Genomic DNA, 18,157 nt, shown 5'->3' on the forward strand with positions numbered 1-18,157 from the left:
GTCATTCCTTGGTGCTCGGTACGGGGTCGGTCAGCTCGGTGAGCACTGCGGTGCGTTCCTTGATCTGCCTTCGAAGTTCGATCTTGCGGTTGAGCTGTGGTTCGGTGCGCAGCTTCTTCTCGACACCGGCGATCTCGCGGGTGAGCCCGCGGATACGTTCCATTCTGTGGAGGGCGTCCCACAGCTCTTCGAGCGGCCTGATGGGGTGCGGGAGCAAGCGGCCCAACAACTGGCTGTAAAGACCGTCCATGTCCAGCGCGGCGGGCAGCGGTATGCGCGGTTGATCAGAGCCGATCCAGCCGGTGCGGAAGTAGTCCGTGCCCTTGGTCCTGCCGCCGGCACGCTTGTAGGCGGCGGTAATCGCCTGTTGGGTTCCAGGGCCGTCACCGCGGCGCAGCTCGAAGATGATCTGGCTGGGGATCGCCCTGTCGATGGAGGCGAGCACGGAGTTGTCGAGGTTGGAGCCTTTGAGGTCCACCACGAAGACTTGGATCTCGGTGACGGTCTCACCGGGCGCGAGGCGCAGCGACTCTTCGCCGAGCTTGAAGGCCCAGCGGACGCGCTGGACCTCGTCGACGAACCGCTGCTTGAGCACGCCACCTGCGCTGGCTTCGGCGTACAGGCGCTCCTTGGGGATGACCCGGCCGACCTTCGCCGCCTCGGGCCACTGGATCAGGTCAGTCATCGGTCGGTTCGGGCTCGACAATGGCGAGGAAGGCGATCAGCTCGAAGTCATCGAGTCCCTCGAAACTCTGCTGCAACGCGGTGGTCTTTGTGCCGGAGAACAGACTGTCGATGTCACGCTGCTCGGTGACGTCGATGAGGGAGTTGATCGCCTTATTGAGGAGGTCCGAGTAGACGCCCATCTCGGCACCTTCGCTCGTGAGTTGGTTGAAGACGTGGTACGCCGAGGGGATCGGCTCATGCGCGCCCTGGCAGCTCGCCCGAATCAGGTCGAGGAGCTGCTTGACCTCGGTGTGGTCGGTGACGACGTTGCCGTCGTTGTTGAGGTAGATCAGGTAGTGCGGGTGCAGGCGGTTGTGGCGGTTGATCTTCGCCTGCTCATCGACACTGCGCAGCGCGAAGATCACGCCCGGACGAAGGCCGCGGTCGGGATTGGCGGGAACGGCTGCGTGGAGACCTTTGGGCGAGGATGCGAGGTCGCCGTACTGCGCCATGTACTTGAGCAGGTCCATGCGGAAGTCGTTGAGTCCGAGGTCGGTGATGGAGACGCCAGTGCGGACGTCCTCCAGCTCGATCACCTCGTCCTGGAGGCGGCGGAGCTGCTCCTTGCGGAACTTCGTGTCGTTGGACTCCTGGGTGAGGAGGTTGTCGTCGGCGGTGGCGGCGAGGTCGGCGATGACCATGCGGTTCTCGACGCGTTCCTTCAGGTTGATGTACTCATCAAGGCTGATGTCGGGCCAGAAGTTGACCATTTGGATCACCGAGTTCTTCGAGCCGATGCGGTCGACGCGGCCGAAGCGCTGGATGATCCGCACCGGGTTCCAGTGGATGTCGTAGTTGACGACATAGTCGCAGTCCTGAAGGTTCTGCCCCTCCGAGATGCAATCGGTGCCGATCAGCAGGTCGATGTCGCCGGGCTCGTCCGGGAACACAACGGCCTTGTCCTTCGAGCCTGGGGAGAAAAACGTCAAGAGCTTCTGGAAGTCGAAGCCGTCGCCCAGGGTCGTCTTGGGATGAGTGGAGCCAGTGACAAGGCCGATTTCGAGCGATCTTTCGACATGGACGGTCTGCTCCAGGTTTGCGTACAGGTAGCGGGCTGTGTCGGCGAACGCCGAGAAGAGCAGCATCTTCTTGTTCTCGCCGTTGAGCGGGTGTTCGACCTTCTCGTTGATGACCCGCCGGAGTCGCTGGAGCTTGCGGTCGTGCTCCGGGGTGATGAGATCCATTGCTTCCACGAGCTCGCGGATCGTCTCCCGGTCGTGCCACAGGTCGTTGCGCCACGACGTGGTGTCCATGTCGTCGAGGTCGATCTGGTACTTCTTCCCGACCGAAGGAGCGGTCGGGACCTCGAAGTCATCATCATCGGCCTCGATGTCGCCAAGCGCCGCGCCGATGTTGGCGATCTTGCCGTCTTTGTCGTCCAGGTCCCGCAGCGCGTGGTCGACCGCGGCTTCGACCTTGCGCAATGTGATGCGGAATGCCTCGACAGAGCTTTCCAGGCGCTTCAGAAGGTTGACTGTCATCAGGGTCTTGAGGCCCTGCTCTCGACCGGCCATACCGAGGTTGCCGCGTGCGGTGCCGCCCTCGACGGCATACATGTCGGCGTACTTCTGCATCTTGCTGGGGAAGACGTAGGACAGCGGAGTGTAAACAGCGAGGTTGAGAACCTGGAGCTGCTCGAAGATCTCGTTGAACGTCGGCGCCTGGGGCAGGTCGGTGAGTGGTTCGCGGATCGACTCCGGCTGAAGGCGCTTGGGGAAGGGCCCGATGTCGGCGATGTCGTAGAACGACTGGATGTGCTTGCGGGAACGGGCGATGGTGACCGCGTCCAAGAGCTCGAAGAAGTCGAAGTCCAGCATGCGCAGGATCGCGTCGGCGGTGCGCTCTTCGGCGGGAAGCTCGGCCCATCTCTTGAAGGCGACCTGGGCTTCGCGGAACACCTGCTCGATTGACTTGTTGATGTCGAGCTTTGACGAGAGCTGCTCCGACTCGCCTTCATAGGCAAGCTGCAGCTGGTTCTTGAGGTCGTTGAAGCGATTGTTGACGGGGGTGGCCGACAGCATGAGGACCTTGGTCTTCACGCCACTCTGGATGACCTTGCGCATGAGCCGCTGGTAGCGGCTCTCCTTGTCCTCGGAGTAGTCGGCATTGCGGAAGTTGTGGGACTCGTCGATGACGACGAGGTTGAAGTTGCCCCAGTTCACCTTGCTCAGGTCGAGCTGCCCGGAGTAGCCCCTGTCGCGCGACAGGTCGGTGTGGGCGAGGACGTGGTAGCTGAATCGGTCAGCCGAGAATGGGTTGGTGACGTAGGGGCTGTTGTAGGTCGTCCAGTTGTCCTCGAGCTTCTTCGGCGCCAGCACGAGGACGGACTTGTTGCGGCTCTCGTAGTACTTGATGACCGCGAGCGCAGTGAAGGTTTTGCCCAGGCCGACGCTGTCGGCAAGTATGCAGCCGTTGTAGGTCTCCAGCTTGTTGATGATGCCAACGGCGGCGTCGCGCTGGAAGTTGTAGAGCCTCTTCCAGATCTCCGAATCGCGCCATCCGGTCAGGTCATCCGGTAGCACGTCCTCGCTGATGTCTTCGAGGAACTCCGAAAAGAGGTTGTAGAGGATCAGGAAATAGATCCGCTCCGGGCTGTTCTCGGCGTACACGCTTGCGATGTGCTCGTAGACGAGCTTGGTGACATCCTCAACCTGCTGGGGGCTCGACCAGATCTGGTCGAAGGTCTGGAGGTAGGCAAACGCAAATGGGGCCTCGTCGACTTTGTTGACGAGGTTGGACACTGCGTCGCCCCGCTCGTAGCCGAGGTCGGCCGAGGTGAAGCCCTGGAGCGGCATGTACGCGGCCCGGCCATCCACCACGGCGAACTGCTGCATGGGTGCGCCGGTCGTGTTGGACTTGAAGGTGACCTTGCGCTTGATCCAGTCTGCGCATTCGCGAGCGATTGCACGCTGTGCGAGCTTGTTGCGGAGCCGAATCTCAAACTCGGAACCATAGAGGCTGGACTCGCGCTGGGCCTGCGGTATGTAGAACTCCCGACGCTCCTTCTTGACCTTGTCGGTCGCCTGGCTAGCCACGAACGTCGGAGCCGTGAAGATGAACTCCAGCTCCTCGACGCCCTCCAACTCCTTGCGAAGCGCCTCGAAGGCGTAGATGGAGAACGTCGACGCGGCTATGCGGAGTTTGGAGCCGCGAGCGAGTGTGACCTTGAAGTCATCACCCAGCAGCCTGTTGAGGTTGTCGATGATCTCCATCAGCGAACCTCACTCGTGGGGGACTTCGCCGTCTGGTCGGCGCCACTGTTGCGCACCCAGTAGTCGACCTCGGTGAGCTTGAACTTCCACAGGCGCCCGACCCGATGGGCGGGCATTTCCTTCTTCGCAATCCAGGCGTAGATGCTGTCCTTGGCCACGCCGAGATGCTCGGCGATGACGTCAGCAGACACCCAAGGCTCGGTCACCCGCCAAACCCTAGTGCCGATTGAGGCCGTTCTTTGCTGGTTTGTGCTGACCTCCTCTCTCCATGGGTTGTCGTGGCAACTCGGCGCGTCTACACGGCTTGCCGCGGCCCATAGAGCAGACCGGAGTGCCCGGCCGGGAGATCCACCCTCACTGGCCCGAAATCCCATGGCCGGTGGGTCGCGTCGCGTTTTCGCAGGTACCAGGCGGCCCGGTTCAGAGCTGACAGTAGGCGAGTGCACGTCCTCAGGAGTCGGGGCTGATTCGAAGACAGGGCGCTCTCGCTGTGGGTGCTGGTGTCGCGCTGCGCCATTGGGTGATGTTGCCGGAGCCACTGACACCGGCCCGTCGGCTTGTCCGTGGCGCGCCACTGGTTACCTGCCGGTCGGCTGGTGCTTCTTCACCCAACCGGTGACCCACGCCTTCACCCGTTCCCCTTCGGGGGCATCGGGTAGTTGGACGGCGCGCTCGATGAGGATCTGGGCGCCGACCAGACCCTGGGCGAGCAGCGCGTGGGCGAACTCGAAGTCCTTATCCCGGCCGGCGACCAGCTTCGAGACCACGAGGTCGTGCGGGTCGAGACAGTGCGCGCGGGCTCCGTTGGCCGCGTCCCCGGTGTACACCGTCACGCGGTTCTTCCACCCGTTCGGCAGGTGCGCGACCGAGATGTCGACGCCCTGGGCGTAGTACCCGTGCAACTCGTGGAAGGCGGACCCTTCGCCGATGTGCATGTCGACTGCGTCTGACTTGTCGTTGTGCGGGTCGTCGTAGAACGTGACGTCGACCTCGATGGAGGCGTGGGCAGCTTCGGGGAGCTCGTCCTCCCCGAAGCTGCCCAGGATGGCCTGGCTGCCTACGACGCGGATGTCCTCGTCTCGGGCGATGGTCGCAGCGGCACGCAGGATGTGCTCAAGCTCCTCACGTTTCACCGCGCCGCCCGGTCCGCCGCCTTGAACGACTCCAGGACATGCATCCGCTCGTCGGGGGTCAGCACGCCCGCGAACGGGGAGTTCTGCCGCATCTCACGCGCCCACGGGGTCGGCGACGTCAGCACCTCCAGGACCTGATCCACTGGGCCGTCCAGCACCTCACGCCACCGTGCCAGCCAGTACGCGCCCTGTCCGCGGGTGTGCTTGCCCTGCAGCTTGTCGAGGTTCTTCTTCGCGCGAGCGACCACGTCCTGCGGGTCGGTGACGAGCTTGCCCGCCACCGCCATGTTCAGCCACTGGCTGCGTCGCTGGTCTCGACTGGTCGGCAAGGTCCGGTTCCGCAGCGCCTCCACGTCACGACGTCGTACCCGCCGGTGCCGGCCCACGGTCTGGAACGGCAGCGCGCCGTCGTTGCACAGGTCGACCACATGCTGGCGTGAGCTCGACAGCAGGCGCGCCACTTCGCCGGTAGTTAGGAGCTCGTCGCTCTCCGCCGCCGTCGCGTGCTGCACGTCTGCCAACCTCATGCCATCCATGGTGCGCTCTAAACACCAAAAACGCAAGTAGTGAGCACGTCAGTTGTGTTTTTGGTGTTTGCAAATCCTCTCACTGCCCAGCCTCGACCGTGACACCAGTCGTCGCAACGCTGTCGAACCTGTGCCGACGGCTCATGGGCGTTCCGCGCCTCGCGGACCGGTGCGATCACTCTCAACAGGTGGACAGCAGACAGACACGCCCCAAGGCGGCGTGGTGGCCGGAGGTTGAGCGTCCTCGCTTTCCGTAACGACCTGCTCATTGCCGAGCGCAACGTCCTCGAACCCGGTTCCGGTAGGTCGTCGCCAAGGCGGGCCCTCACGCCCTGACCACGCAGCGTCCACCAGCCGACCACTGTCACACAGGTGTCACACAGGGGGTGCCGCGTGGTGCCGGTCCATGCAGCAGCGTGCTGCCTGTCCCTGACCACCGCCACCCCTGACATGTGTCTGTCTCAACAACTACAGTTGTACTGACGTGCGGAAATGCCGTCCGACGACTACTTGAAGAGCTGACGTGCCATTACGACGCGCTGGATCTGGTTGGTGCCTTCGTAGATCTGGGTGACCTTGGCGTCGCGCATCATCCGCTCGAGCGGGAAGTCCCGCCCGTACCCTGCCCCACCGAGCAGCTGGACGGCATCGGTGTTCGCGCCCGTCAGGACCAGCTCCGTCGTCGCCATCGCGGTTCAACTTCGCCGTTTACGAGGGGACGGTCAGACCACGCGAGACCGCAGCAACTTCCCTGCGTCTGATCGCTGAGCCGCCCGCTCGGCCTTCTCGCATCACTTGGTCGTGCCGGTAAGGGCGCGAATCGCTTCGGTGAGCGCGGGACGTCCGACCCGTTCGGCCCACGCGACGGCACTTTCGGCCGTGACGTAGAGGTGACGATTTCCCGGGCGCGTGGCGGTTCGGACCTGCCTGGTGGTGATCATGCTGGAGAGCTGAGGGCGCGCGACTTGCAGCAGCCTGCGGGTCTCGGTGAACGTCAGCAGCGCTTGCTCTTCGCGCTGCGGGCCCGTCTCATCGGACGACCGCGGCGGGTACTGACCCAGATACGCCTCGACGCTGACGCGGGTCACGTATCGGTGGCGCGTGTCGTTCGGCCCGTCGGTCAGGATGAGATGGCCCTGACGGACCAGGGTCTCCACGGTGCCCACCTGCAGCTTCAGCATGTCGGCTGCCTCCGCCAACGGGACGGCGGCCTCGGCGATATGCAGACGTCGGCGCACCTCCGCCTTCAGCCGATCCACCGTGGCCGGCGGGAGCTTGATCGTGCTGCCGTGCGGGTGGTGGGCGTCGAGCAGGTCGAGGACGCGCAGCAGGTGCCACACCTGGTGGTAGCTCCAGCCCAACTCGTCCGCGAGGTCGCTGATCGTGGTGCCGTCCGTCGCCTCGAGGAACCGTTCGACGTCCCGTTCGTAGGCCACCCAGACCTCGCGTGTCCCCCACCGGGTGGTGTGCGAGCCAATCTTTCCCTCCCGCATCAGACGTCGGGTGAAGCTGACGGCCCTGCCGATGCGGTCGGCGACCTGCTTCACCGAGAGCTCGCGTCCCGCCCCGGGGACGGTGGTCACGGCCCGCCATCCCGTGTCGACGAGGTGCTGGTCGATGCGTGCGCCTTCTGCGTGGCGCCGGGTACCTGTCCCCCAGGTCTCGCGGAGCGCGGTCGGGGCGCGCAGGTCGTCGGTGCCGAGCTGGTCACGAATGTGGTCCTGAAGAACCTCCGCGAGGTGCAGCAACAGGTCGGAGCCCGGGCCGAGGTCGTACCCGTCAGCCACGGTGGCCTTCGCCGGCTCGTGACCGGTGTAGTGGTTGATGACGCGCTCGGCGATTCCCGCGTCCCTGAGTTCGGTGATCAGCGCGCGGCGCAGGTCATGGGGGTCGAAGGTGGTCCCGAGCGCCTCTTGGGCCGTTTTGAGCCAGGTCCGGAAAGCGGACTGGCCGCTGGAGTCTTCGGACTGCAGACCGGGGATGAGCCGGGCTTCCCAGTCGACGCGACCCGTCGTCGGGTCGGTGTGGAAGGCGGCGATGAGCGCGTCGAACAGGCTGGCGAGCTGTTCGGGGATGGCGATGGTGCGCACCCCAGCCGGGGTCTTGGGGTGGTCCTTGCTGTCTCGCTTCACGAACTTGCCCGTTAGGGGGTCGCGGACCAGGACGGATCGGCCGCCCTGCTTGTCGGTGATCAACCAGGGTCGACCGGCAGAGTCGCGGTAGAAGTCCGATACGAGGTATCCGTAGATCTCGCTGATACGGGCGCCGAGCAGGCGCCCGGCCCAGAGCACGACCTGTCCGATGACCGGCAGATGTGCGCTGGTGCCGGCCACGGTGGCCAGCGGGATGGTGGAGATCTTGGCCTTCTTGGGTCGCTGGCGCCTGTGCTGCAGCGGCTCGATCGCGTCCAGGTGGAAGTTCCCGCGCAGGTTGACCCCGTGGTCACGCGCGCGGTCGATCGCCGCGCGCAGGTCGCGAAGCACGTTGTTGGCGCTGCTCCTGGCGATGCCGTGGGCCTTGCCCGGCTCGAGGAGCAGCCCGGCCTTGCGAAGGTCGGTGGCGCGCACGATGTCCTGCCCGGTGCGAACGTCCCGGTGCACGGGGACGGCACCCGTCGCGAGGGCAACCGCCAGAGCCTGGTCTCCCCCGTCGACGACCTGTCCGGCGTCCTCCAGGGTGAGGAAGACGCGGATGATGCTGAGCTTGTGGCCCAGCCGGTCCGCCGCGACCGTCGCGGCGGGCAGCGGCAGGTCGCCGGCCAGCACCCGCGGCAGAGCCTCCAGGTGGGTGATCCGCAGGTCTGCCGCGCCGCGGTGGTCCTGGGGTCGGGTGGCGTCGAGCTCGATCAGGAAGGGCAGCAGGTACCGGTGGTGGGTGCTGCTGACGGACTTGACGCGGTCACCCTTGGCTTGACGGTTCGTGCCGTGGTGGGAGGTGAGGTGCTCGAGCGCCACCTCGGCGAGGCGGTACTGGTCGGGGTCGACGTTGGGGTCCAGGAGCGGGGCGGTGAGCTGCTCGAAGGTGTTCAGCAGCTCGACGAGGTTGCACTCCTGCTGGGTCAGGACGAGCGGCTCGCCGGCGCACAGGCGCATGAGGGCCGGGCGGTCGGCGAGTGCGGAGACCCGGTCGAGGTCCGTGGGCTGCGGCGCGGCGGGGACCAGGTCGAGGTGGCGGCGGGCCGCGGCACTCATGCCGCACCCGCGATCTGGCCGATGAGGCGGCTGAGCAGGTCGCCCTGCTTGGCGATCTGCCGGTCCTTCTGCGCGAGCTGCTCGCGCAGGGTGTCGCTGAGTCCTTCGGCGGCCGCAAGCCGGCCGGTGAGCTCGGCAATCTGGACGCGCAGGGCGGTCACGGACTCGCGGGCGCGCAGCACCTGGGCGGACTCGGCCGGGGTGAGGCCTGCGGTGAGGTCCTCGTGGCGCAGGTGGCCCAGGGTGACGAAGTCGTCGACGCGGACCAGGACGCGGCCCTTGTCATCGGTGCGGGTGGCCAGCTCGTGCTTGGTGACGAGCCGGCGGACGGTGTCCTCGCTCTTGCGGATGAGGGCGGCCATGTCGGCGCGCAGGACCCAGTCCTGGCCTGCGGGGAGTTGTGGTGACATTGGGGTGCTCCGTGGTGCGGCGGCCTGGTTGGCCGCGTGTGCACCGAACCGGTCCGCGGTCGCCCGGGGAGCGCAGTCGCCCCACAGATGCGACACCCGTGCCACCCCGCCGCGCGGCGGGCAGGCCGCTCCGCCGCACGGCGGCGGGGGTGGCGCCGGGCTGGCAGCCGGCAGATGCCATGGCAGGCGCCCGGCACCTGCCGGGGCAGAAGTGGTGTCAGGAGAAGGCTGGGGCGCGCCCGGGAACGCGATCAGCCCCCCAGGCGAGCCTGGGGGGCTGATCGTCAACACTTGAGTCGCAGTGTTGCGTTGTAGCGGGGGCAGGATTTGAACCTGCGACCTCCGGGTTATGAGCCCGGCGAGCTACCGAGCTGCTCCACCCCGCGTCGGTGAACACCACCTTACGGGAGCGCGTCGCCACGTCCAAATCGGCTGCGACGGCCCTCAGGGCGCCCTACTTGGTGGACGAAGGTGACGGTGTGGCGGTGGACGACGGGGTGGCAGCCCCGGACGGGCTCGGCGTCGGCGTCACGCTGACGCTGCCGCCCTTGGGGGCCGCCGCGACCGCCCGCCGGATGGCGTCGTCGAGCTGCTTCTGCGCCGCCCCGTAGGCCGCAAAGTCGCCGTTGCGCAGGGCGGTCTGCCCGGCGGCATACGCGGCCTGGATGTCGGCGAGCGCCTTGGTGAGGGCCGCGGCGGCGCTCGGCGACGTGGGGCCGGTGCCCCCGCCGGTGCCGGTGGTCGGCGGCGGCGCGCCCGACCCGGAGTCACCCGTGGTCGCACCGGAGTTTCCGCCGAAGAGGCCAGAGAGGGCGCCGTCGAGCGTGTCCGACCAGGCGAGCTTGTCACCGAACGCCGCGATGGTCGCGCGCGAGAGCGGGTAGGCCGACGACCCCTGGGCGCTGACGTAGATGGGTTGCACGTAGAGCAGTCCCCCGCCGACGGGCAGGGTGAGCAGGTTGCCCAGCGTGACCTTGGAGCCCTGCTGGCGGCTCTGGTTCAGGAACTGGTTGAGGGTCAACGTGAACGCCGCGGACGTCTGGTTGGACGAGGCGACGTCGTTCTCGACCTGACCGGGCCCCTTGACCGTGGTGTCGCGCGGGAGCACGAGCAGCCGGAGCTTGCCGTAGTCGTCGAGCCGGGCGCCGGCCTGGGTGCCCGCGTTCGAGTCCACCGCCAGGAACCCCGAGAGCACCTCGCGGTCGCCGGCCGGCATGAACGTGGAGGTCAGCGAGAAGGTCGGCTTCTCCTGGTCCGGCATCGCCAGCGTGAGGTAGTACGGCGGCTGCATGACGACGCGGTCCTCCTGGGCCGGGTCGTTCGGCACCCGCCAGAAGTCCTGCCCGCCGTAGAACGAGTCGGCGTCGGTGACGTGGTAGCGGGCCAGCATCGTGCGCTGGACCTTGAACAGGTCCTCCGGGTACCGCAGGTGGGACATGAGGTCGGCACTGATGTCGCTCATCGGGAGCACCGTGTTGGAGAACGCCTTGCTCCAGGCCTTGAGCAGCGGGTCCTGGTTGTCCCAAGAATAGAGCTTGACCGACCCGTCGAACGCGTCCACGGTCGCCTTGACCGAGTTGCGGATGTAGTTGACCTGGCCGCTGCCGATCGGGCGCACGGCCGAGGAGTTGGCGGTGACCGAGTCGGAGGTGGCGTTGTCGATGGCCTGGAGGCGGGAGTACGGGTAGTCCGCCGAGGTGGTGTACCCGTCGATGATCCACTGGATCCGGCCGCCGACGACCGCCGGGTAGGGGTTGCCGTCGAGGGTCAGCCACGGCGCGACCCGCTGCACCCGGTCGAGCGGCGTGCGGTGGTCGAGCAGCCGGCTGTCGCTGTTCACGGTGTCGGACAGGATCAGGTTGAGCTCGTGGTACTTCATCGCGTACGCGACCTTGCGGGCGAACGAGCTGAGCTGGACACCACCCGTGCCGGTGTAGGTGTTGTTCTTCTGCCCCGCCACGCTGCTGTCCGGGTAGTCGAACTCGCGGGGCCGGCTGCCGGGCGCGCCGCCGACGATGGAGTACTCGGGCGACTGCTCGCCGAAGTACACCCGCGGCTCGAACTGGGGCAGCGGACCGATGGTGGGGATGTTCTGCTCGTAGAACACCGGCTGGCCGTCGGCCCCACGCTGGTTGCCGTAGGCCGCGACGACGCCGAAGCCGTGGGTGTAGACCGTGTGGTCGTTGAGCCAGTTGCGCTGGTTGGCGGGCACACCGTTGAGGTCGAGCTCGCGGACCGCGATGACGGTGTCGTTGACCTTGCCGTTGATCGTGTAGCGGTCGACGTCGAGGGCGTCGGGGAACGCGTAGTACGACTTGATCGACTGCAGCTGCTTGAAGGTCGGGCTGACGACGATCGGGTCGACGAGCCGGATGCCCGGGATCGTCTCGGCGTCGTTGCGCAGCTGGCCGGCAGTGGCCTTGGTCGTCGCCTGGTACGTGCTGGTGTCCACCCCGTCGATGCCGTATGCCGCGCGCGTCGCCTTGATGCTTCGGTCGATGTAGGGGCGCTCCAGCGTCTTCTGCGAGGGCTGGACCTTGAAGTTCTGCACCAGGGCCGGGTAGATGGTGCCGACGACGACCGACGTGATGACCAGCAGCGCCACCCCGACGGCGGGCAGGCGCCACGAACGCGTCCAGATCGAGGCGACGAACAACCCCGCCGTCATGATCGCGGCCACCGCCAGGATCGCCTTGGTCGGCATCACCGCGTGGGCGTCGGTGTAGCCGATGCCGGTCAGCAGGGGCGAGTCCTTGGTGGCCAGGGAGTAGCGGTCGAACCAGTAGTTTGCCGCGCGCACCAGCACGAGCACGGCGAGCAGCACCGCGAGATGGGTGCGGGCCGCCCTGGTGGTGCGCTCGGCCCGGACCTGCAGCTGGAGCCCGCCGTAGACGTAGTGCGTGAACGCTGCGGCGACCAACGCCATGACCAACACCATGGTGAGGAAGCCGAGCAGGAACCGGATCCACGGCAGCGTGAAGACGAAGAACGACAGGTCGAGGTGGAACTGTGGGTCCTTGATGCCGAACGGCACCTGGTTGCGCCAGAGCAGGTAGGTCTTCCACTCCCCGGCTGCCCCGGTGGCCGTCAGCAGCCCGAGCAGGCCGGGGACGATGATGATCGCGAGCTTGCGCAGCGGCTCGATCGCCTCGCGGTACTGGTCGAGGCTCTGCTGCTGCGGGGTGACGGGGGCATAGATCGGGCGCGTGCGGTAGGCGACGACCAGGCTCGAGCCCACCAGACCCGCCGTGAGCAGGAACCCGACCGTGAAGAGCACGATCTTGGTGGTCAGCTCGGTGACGAAGACGCCCTCGTACCCCACGGAGTCGAACCAGAGGACCTCCGTCCAGACCGAGGCCGCCAGCGAGACGACGAAGCCGAGCACCACGAGGATGACGATCGTGGGGGCCAACGGACCCCGTCCCGCGCGCAGGCGCAGGTTCGGCGGCCGACGACCGCCGCCAGCCGGACGCGCGTCCTCCGGTCGCTCGCCATCGCCGGGCCCACCAGAGCCGAACCAATCAGAGGAACTCACACCACGCCCGATCTGCCGCGCGGCCGACTCACCTGACCGCATGCTCGTAGTGGACCAACTTACCGAGGCTCGCTGTGGTTCCCGCACTGTTCCGCGGATGCGGCACGATGGGTGCCGTGAGCCAGACCTCCAGCCCCGTGGCCGACCCGCTGTCCATTGCCGCCCTCGACACCGAGCGGCACGTCGCGGCCTCCGGGTGGGACCAGAACCCCCGCCTGTTCGCGCTGGTGCCGACGGCCGAGCTGGTCGACCGCGAGCCCCACCTGCGCGCCCAGCTGCAGGGCCACGACCTGGTGACAGGCGCCCTCAGCGCGGTCGAGCAGGAGAACCTCCCCAAGACCGCCAACCTCGAGACCCTGCTCGGCGGGATCGCGTGGCCGGGCACCGTCGTGGGCGCCGCCCTGGCGGTGGAACGGATCGTCGTGCCCCCGGAGGCCGAGCGGGACCTGCCCGAGCACCCCGACGCGGCCGTCGACGCGCTGGCCGCCCATCCCCTGCGTCAGGACGTACGGCTGCTCGTCGCCGTCACCCGCGATGGCCAGAGCCGCTGCCTGCTGCGCCAGCGGGCGCACGACCGCGACGACCAGGTCGCCATGGGCGAGGACATCGCTCCGGGCCTCGTGCACGCCCTCCAGGCAACCCTGCAGGAGTAGCCGCGCCCCGCGGCATACCGCTAGTGGGTGCAGGTGGGCAGGCCGGACGCCTGGCCCGCGGCAATGGCCTCCACAGCCTTGCGGGCCTGGTCGAAGGTCGCGATCTTGACGACCCGCAGGCCGTCGGGGACGTGGCCCACGACCTCGTCGCAGTTCGAGGCCGGCGCGAGGAACCAGTGGGCGCCGCCGTCGTGGGCGCCCGCAAGCTTCTGGCGGATGCCGCCGATGGGGCCGACCTGGCCGGTGTAGTCGATCGTGCCGGTGCCGGCGATCTTCTGACCGCCGGTGAGTGGCCCCGGGGTCAGCAGGTCGTAGATCCCGAGCGCGAACATCGTTCCGGCAGAAGGGCCGCCGATGCTGCCGGCGTTGATCTTCACGTCGAACGGGAACGTGAACCGCATGCCCAGGAAGACCCCGATCGTGGTGCGGCCGCCGGATGACCGGGTCTTCGCGGCGGCGGTGACGGGCACCCCGCCCCGGATCAGGCGCAGCTGCACGAAGTCACCAGCGTGGTGCCTCCCGACGAGGGTGCGCACGGTGTCCGAGGAGCTGACCGGCGTGCCATCGATCGAGACGAGCTCGTCGCCGGCCCGCAGCACCGAAGCGGACGGGGCGTCCTTCGCGACATCGGTGATGATCAGGTGAGGGGTGACCTGGTGGCCGGTCGCCTTGAGCGCAACGGCGATCGCCTCCTGCTGGGAGTCGACCATCTCCGCGGTGTTCTGCTCCTGGACCTGCTTGTCGGTGACGCCCTGGGGGAAGTAGAGGTCGACCGGCTCGATGGCGTCCTCGGAGCTCAGCCGCGCGGCGAGCAGGTCCCAGACCGTCACGGACGTCCCGGGCCCACCGACGAGGCGCACCGTCGTGAAGTCGAGGGCGCCGTCGGTGGGGTACGTGGGAGCACCCGACACGGTGATGAGCTGGGTGCCCGACAGCTTGCCCAGGGTGTTGGCGATGGGTCCGGGCTTGAGGACGACGTAGGGCAGGCCGACCATGACCGACAGCGCAGCCAGGATGATCACGACGACCGAGGCCACCAGCGCGACGATGGAGCGCCGGGTGAGCGCATGGGGGTCGACCGGGTTCGTGGGTGAGATGACCGGCTGGTGCTGGATGTCCTCGGTCACGGGAGTCCGACCCACTCGTCGGAGCCGTCCGTGAACTGCTGGTGCTTCCAGATCGGCACCCGCGACTTCAGCGTGTCGATGAGGTCGCGACACGCCTCGAACGCCTCGCCCCGGTGGGGGGCCGACACCGCCGCGACGACGGCCAGGTCGCCGATCTCGAGGTGGCCCACCCGGTGGACCGCGCCCAGGCGGGCGACTGGGTGCCGGGAGGCGACCTCGCGGCATACCTCTGCGAGCGTGTCGACGACGCTCGGGTGTGCGGAGTAGTCGAGCGCAGACACGGCCTCGCCGTGGTCGTGGTCGCGGACGACACCCACGAACAGCGCGATCCCCCCGCACCGCGGGTGGCGCACGAGCCCGAGCACCTCGTCGACACTGAGTGGCTCGGACCGGACGTCGCTGAGGACGACCTCGGGTCCGTCGCCCAGGTCTGAGGACCCGACCGGGTTCGCTGGCTGGCTCACAGGGTGCCGCCCTTCCTGCGGCGTCGCCGCATGATGGCCGCCGTACCCACGAGGGCGACAGCGGCGCTGGCCGCCCCGAGTGCGGCGTCCTTGCGGTCGAGGCGACGTGCCGCGACCGCGTGGGAACCCCGGATGGTGTCCAGGAGGACCCCGAGGCAGGTCTCATTGTCGTAGGCAGGCGCCCACCCCTGCTCGCGCAGGGTCCGGGAGGACACCACCCAGGGGAAGGCGACGAAGGCGAGATCGCTGGCCGGAGCCGGCAGCACTCCAACGCGGTGGAGACGGTCGGCGGTTCCCAACGCGGCCCCCATGCTCAGCTCCACCCGACGCATCCCCGTCAGCCGCTCGAGGTCGCTCTGGCCGAGGTGACCCTCGGAGCCGACCGTGACAACCGGCCCCAGCCCTCTGGCCAGCACCACCACGACCGAGGAACCGAGGTCGTCGACATGGCAGAACTGCCAGGCCGACGCGGCGCCGCGCACGGTGAGCAGGCGCGGAGCCTCGAAGTGGCGGGTCGTGACCGTGTCGACGCCCTCGCCCACGAGCGCCGCGGGACGTACCGCCGTGATGGCCAGGCCCGGGTGGACGTCGCGCGCCACCGCGATCAGCTGCTCGACATCCATGAGGTCGCCGACCTGGCCCTCGTCGGAGGGCGCCTGGAGGGGTGCGTCTTCGTCGAGCGGCACCGGGTTGCCCGGCTGCGCGCCGTAGACCTGGGCTCCGGTGACCACCACGAGGTGGCGGACCCCGGCTGCCGCCGCGGCCGTGATGACGGTCTGCGCGCGGCGCAGGTTGCGCTCGCGGCGCACGCGAGCGCCGAGGACGAGGTCGGCCGCCAGGTCCGTGCTGGCGGCGACGTATGCCGCGCTGTGCACGCCGCGCAGCGCGTCCACGAGGTGGGGGTCGCCCGGGTCGGCGAGCCGGAACTCGACTCCTCCGACCGGGGGTCGGTCCACGTCGACCGCGACGACCCTGCCGATTTCGCCGTGCGCCGCCGCGGTCACGAGCGCGCGCAGCACCGCCCGGCTCGCGGGGTCCCCCGCGCCCACCACGGCGACGTCGACAGCAGTACGCCGCGAGCGAACGGCGCGCCGCTGGGGGCTCGCAGGGGAACTCACTGTGGCCTCCGCGTGGTTGTCTTGGTCAGAACCATCCTCTCAGGACTGCCGAGGAGCCGTCGTGCCCGACCACCCGAACACGCCCGCCCAGCCGGCCGGCGACCCCGGCGACGAGTCCGGTCTGCCGTCCGACATCGAGGCGATGCTGGCCCGCCTGACGGGCGGCCCCGTGGACCCCGAGATGGTCAAGGCTCTCAAGGACATGGGCATCGACCGCATCGACCCCGCCATGATGCAGATGATGGTCAGCCAGATGCAGGCGATGTTCGCCAGCACCGACACTGAAGCCTTCAACGTCGCCCTGGCCACCGACACCGCGCGCAAGACGGTGTCGGCCGCCGGTGACACCACCGTGAGCGAGGCCGCTGCGCGCCAGACGGCTCAGGCCGCCCAGGTCGCCGAGCTGTGGCTCGACGAGGTGACGGCCTTCGAGGCGCCGGGCATCACCACCCACGCGTGGAGCCGGGCCGAGTGGGTCGAGGCGAGCATGCCGGTGTGGCGCACGCTGGTCGAGCCGGTGGCCGAGGGCGTGGGCCGGGCCGTGGGCGATGCGATGCGCGCCCAGGTCGAGCAGCTCGGCGAGGGCGCCCTCCCCGAGGGAATGCTGCCGCCCGGCACCGACGCCTCCGCCCTGATCGGCCAGATGGAGCCCATGCTCGCCAAGATGAGCGGATCGATGTTCGGGCTCCAGGTCGGTCAAGCCGTCGGCGCCCTGGCCGCCGAGACCGTCAGCGGAACCGAGGTGGGGCTGCCATTGGTGGCGGACCGGTCCGTCGTCCTGCTGCCGGCGAACATCGAAGCCTTCGCCGACGGCTTGGGCATCGATCTCGAGCAGGTCCGCCTCTACCTCGCCGTGCGCGAGGCGGCTCGCGTCCGGCTCTTCTCCGAGGTGCCCTGGATCGGGCCGCAGCTCGTCGCCGCGGTCCGCGACTACGCCCGCGACATCACCATCGACACCGACCGCATCGAGTCGGCTCTTCAGTCGGTCGACCCGACCAACGCCGAGGCCCTCCAGTCCGCCCTGCAGGACCAGCTGTTCCGCCCGGAGCCCAGCGCCTCGCAGCGTGCTGCCCTCGGACGCCTCGAGACCTACCTCGCGCTCGTCGAGGGCTGGGTCGACGTCGTGACCGACCGGGCGACCCGCGACCACCTGCCTCAGGCGGGTGCGCTGGGCGAGGCCGTGCGACGCCGCCGTGCCACGGGTGGGCCGGCCGAGAAGGCGTTCGCCGGTCTCGTCGGTCTCGAGCTGCGCCCCCGCCGTCTGCGCGATGCCGCCAACCTGTGGGGCGCCCTCGAGTCGGCCCACGGCGCCCAGGGGCGCGATGCCGCCTGGGGACATCCCGACGTGGCCCCGACCAGCGCCGACCTCGACGACCCGCTCGGGTACGTCGAGCGAGCCGGTACCTCCGACACCTCCGACCTCGACGTCGCCCTCGACGAGATCCTGCGCGAGGGCGAGGACGGCGCGTGAGCGACGCACCAGCCAGCCTGCGCACTGACGTGCCGGCGGCATACCTCGCCCTGCGCGAGGACGCGAGGCGCGTCCTCGACCGGTGGCGCGCCCCCAGCGCCGCGCAGGACCGGCTGCGCCGCGAGCTGCTGGCCCACTGCGACGAGCACCCCGGCGCGCTGTGGAAGCAGGGCCCACCCGCTCACCTGACGGCCAGCACCCTGGTGTTCAACCGCGGGCTCGACAAGGTGCTGCTCACCCTGCACGCCAAGGCGGAGCTCTGGTTGCAGTTCGGTGGCCATTTCGAGCCCGGCGACCCGACCGTGCTCGCCGCCGCCACCCGCGAGGCCCGCGAGGAGTCCGGCCTGCCGGAGCTCGTGCTTCACCCGGAGCTCATCCACCTCGACCGACACCGGCTGCTCGCCGCGGGCTTCGGGAGGTGCGCGGAGCACCTGGACCTGCGGTACGCCGCCGTGGCCGCTGACGAGGACGCGTATGCCGTGAGCGCAGAGTCGCTCGACGTGGCCTGGTGGCCCGTAGATGCCCTGCCGGCCGAGAGTCGTGCCGAGATCGGCCCCCTGGCCGACGCGGCGCGACGGGTGCTCGCCTGA

Annotated in this window: 14 protein-coding genes, 1 tRNA gene and 1 pseudogene; 3 read left to right on the forward strand and 13 right to left on the reverse strand. The window is 68.5% G+C overall.

Going from position 1 to position 18,157, the window contains the following annotated elements; all coding sequences use genetic code 11:
- Position 1: 1 nt before the first annotated feature.
- From GKE56_RS09515 to GKE56_RS09560, 10 genes and pseudogenes are all read right to left on the reverse strand, one after another.
- Positions 2 to 685: a DUF4391 domain-containing protein gene (locus GKE56_RS09515; RefSeq protein WP_154684350.1), complete on the reverse strand. Its 684-nt coding sequence runs from the start codon at positions 683 to 685 to the stop codon at positions 2 to 4.
- On the reverse strand, positions 678 to 3,938 hold the full coding sequence (locus GKE56_RS09520) for a helicase-related protein (RefSeq protein ID WP_154684351.1): 3,261 nt from the start codon (positions 3,936 to 3,938) through the stop codon (positions 678 to 680). Before GKE56_RS09520 ends, GKE56_RS09515 begins: the two co-directional genes overlap by 8 nt.
- Positions 3,938 to 4,144 (reverse strand): excisionase family DNA-binding protein, encoded by a 207-nt coding sequence (locus tag GKE56_RS17450; RefSeq protein WP_230208867.1) that lies wholly within the window; start codon positions 4,142 to 4,144, stop codon positions 3,938 to 3,940. Before GKE56_RS17450 ends, GKE56_RS09520 begins: the two co-directional genes overlap by 1 nt.
- A gap of 372 nt (positions 4,145 to 4,516) precedes the next feature.
- On the reverse strand, positions 4,517 to 5,071 hold the full coding sequence (locus tag GKE56_RS09530; RefSeq protein WP_154684353.1) for a DUF6036 family nucleotidyltransferase: 555 nt from the start codon (positions 5,069 to 5,071) through the stop codon (positions 4,517 to 4,519).
- The gene (locus GKE56_RS09535) at positions 5,068 to 5,598 is read right to left on the reverse strand and encodes a helix-turn-helix domain-containing protein (RefSeq protein ID WP_154684354.1); all 531 of its coding nucleotides are present in this window, start codon (positions 5,596 to 5,598) and stop codon (positions 5,068 to 5,070) included. Before GKE56_RS09535 ends, GKE56_RS09530 begins: the two co-directional genes overlap by 4 nt.
- Before the next feature lie 506 nt (positions 5,599 to 6,104).
- Positions 6,105 to 6,251 (reverse strand): annotated as a pseudogene (locus GKE56_RS09540) (acyl-CoA dehydrogenase family protein); the annotation flags it as partial.
- Between the two features lie 138 nt (positions 6,252 to 6,389).
- A complete protein-coding gene (locus GKE56_RS09545; protein WP_154684355.1) occupies positions 6,390 to 8,789 on the reverse strand; it encodes a tyrosine-type recombinase/integrase in 2,400 nt (799 codons plus the stop codon).
- Entirely contained in the window at positions 8,786 to 9,199 is a 414-nt protein-coding gene (locus GKE56_RS09550) for a hypothetical protein (RefSeq protein ID WP_154684356.1), read from the reverse strand. The genes GKE56_RS09545 and GKE56_RS09550 overlap by 4 nt, the downstream gene beginning before the upstream one ends.
- Positions 9,200 to 9,511: 312 nt before the next feature.
- Positions 9,512 to 9,585 (reverse strand) — tRNA-Met (locus GKE56_RS09555).
- A 68-nt stretch (positions 9,586 to 9,653) separates the two neighbouring features.
- Positions 9,654 to 12,611 (reverse strand): UPF0182 family protein, encoded by a 2,958-nt coding sequence (locus tag GKE56_RS09560; protein WP_370518370.1) that lies wholly within the window; start codon positions 12,609 to 12,611, stop codon positions 9,654 to 9,656.
- 230 nt (positions 12,612 to 12,841) lie between these two features.
- Between GKE56_RS09560 and GKE56_RS09565 the strand changes: the two genes are divergently transcribed.
- Entirely contained in the window at positions 12,842 to 13,387 is a 546-nt protein-coding gene (locus GKE56_RS09565; protein WP_154685714.1) for a PPA1309 family protein, read from the forward strand.
- A 20-nt stretch (positions 13,388 to 13,407) separates the two neighbouring features.
- Here GKE56_RS09565 and GKE56_RS09570 read toward each other — a convergent pair whose 3' ends face one another.
- The 3 genes from GKE56_RS09570 to GKE56_RS09580 are packed head-to-tail and all read right to left on the reverse strand — an operon-like array spanning position 13,408 to position 16,096.
- Positions 13,408 to 14,514, reverse strand: coding sequence for a PDZ domain-containing protein (locus tag GKE56_RS09570; protein ID WP_230208870.1), 1,107 nt, complete (start codon positions 14,512 to 14,514; stop codon positions 13,408 to 13,410).
- Positions 14,511 to 14,978, reverse strand: coding sequence for a molybdenum cofactor biosynthesis protein MoaE (locus tag GKE56_RS09575; protein ID WP_230208871.1), 468 nt, complete (start codon positions 14,976 to 14,978; stop codon positions 14,511 to 14,513). Before GKE56_RS09575 ends, GKE56_RS09570 begins: the two co-directional genes overlap by 4 nt.
- Positions 14,975 to 16,096: an NAD-dependent epimerase/dehydratase family protein gene (locus GKE56_RS09580; protein ID WP_154684358.1), complete on the reverse strand. Its 1,122-nt coding sequence runs from the start codon at positions 16,094 to 16,096 to the stop codon at positions 14,975 to 14,977. Before GKE56_RS09580 ends, GKE56_RS09575 begins: the two co-directional genes overlap by 4 nt.
- A gap of 61 nt (positions 16,097 to 16,157) precedes the next feature.
- Here GKE56_RS09580 and GKE56_RS09585 point away from each other — a divergent pair, with 61 nt between their 5' ends.
- Both GKE56_RS09585 and GKE56_RS09590 read left to right on the forward strand, forming a co-directional pair.
- A complete protein-coding gene (locus tag GKE56_RS09585; protein WP_370518371.1) occupies positions 16,158 to 17,567 on the forward strand; it encodes a zinc-dependent metalloprotease in 1,410 nt (469 codons plus the stop codon).
- Positions 17,564 to 18,157 (forward strand): NUDIX hydrolase, encoded by a 594-nt coding sequence (locus GKE56_RS09590; RefSeq protein WP_230208872.1) that lies wholly within the window; start codon positions 17,564 to 17,566, stop codon positions 18,155 to 18,157. The genes GKE56_RS09585 and GKE56_RS09590 overlap by 4 nt, the downstream gene beginning before the upstream one ends.

Origin of the sequence: Nostocoides sp. HKS02 (genome assembly GCF_009707485.1) — a bacterium.
Classification (GTDB): domain Bacteria; phylum Actinomycetota; class Actinomycetes; order Actinomycetales; family Dermatophilaceae; genus Pedococcus.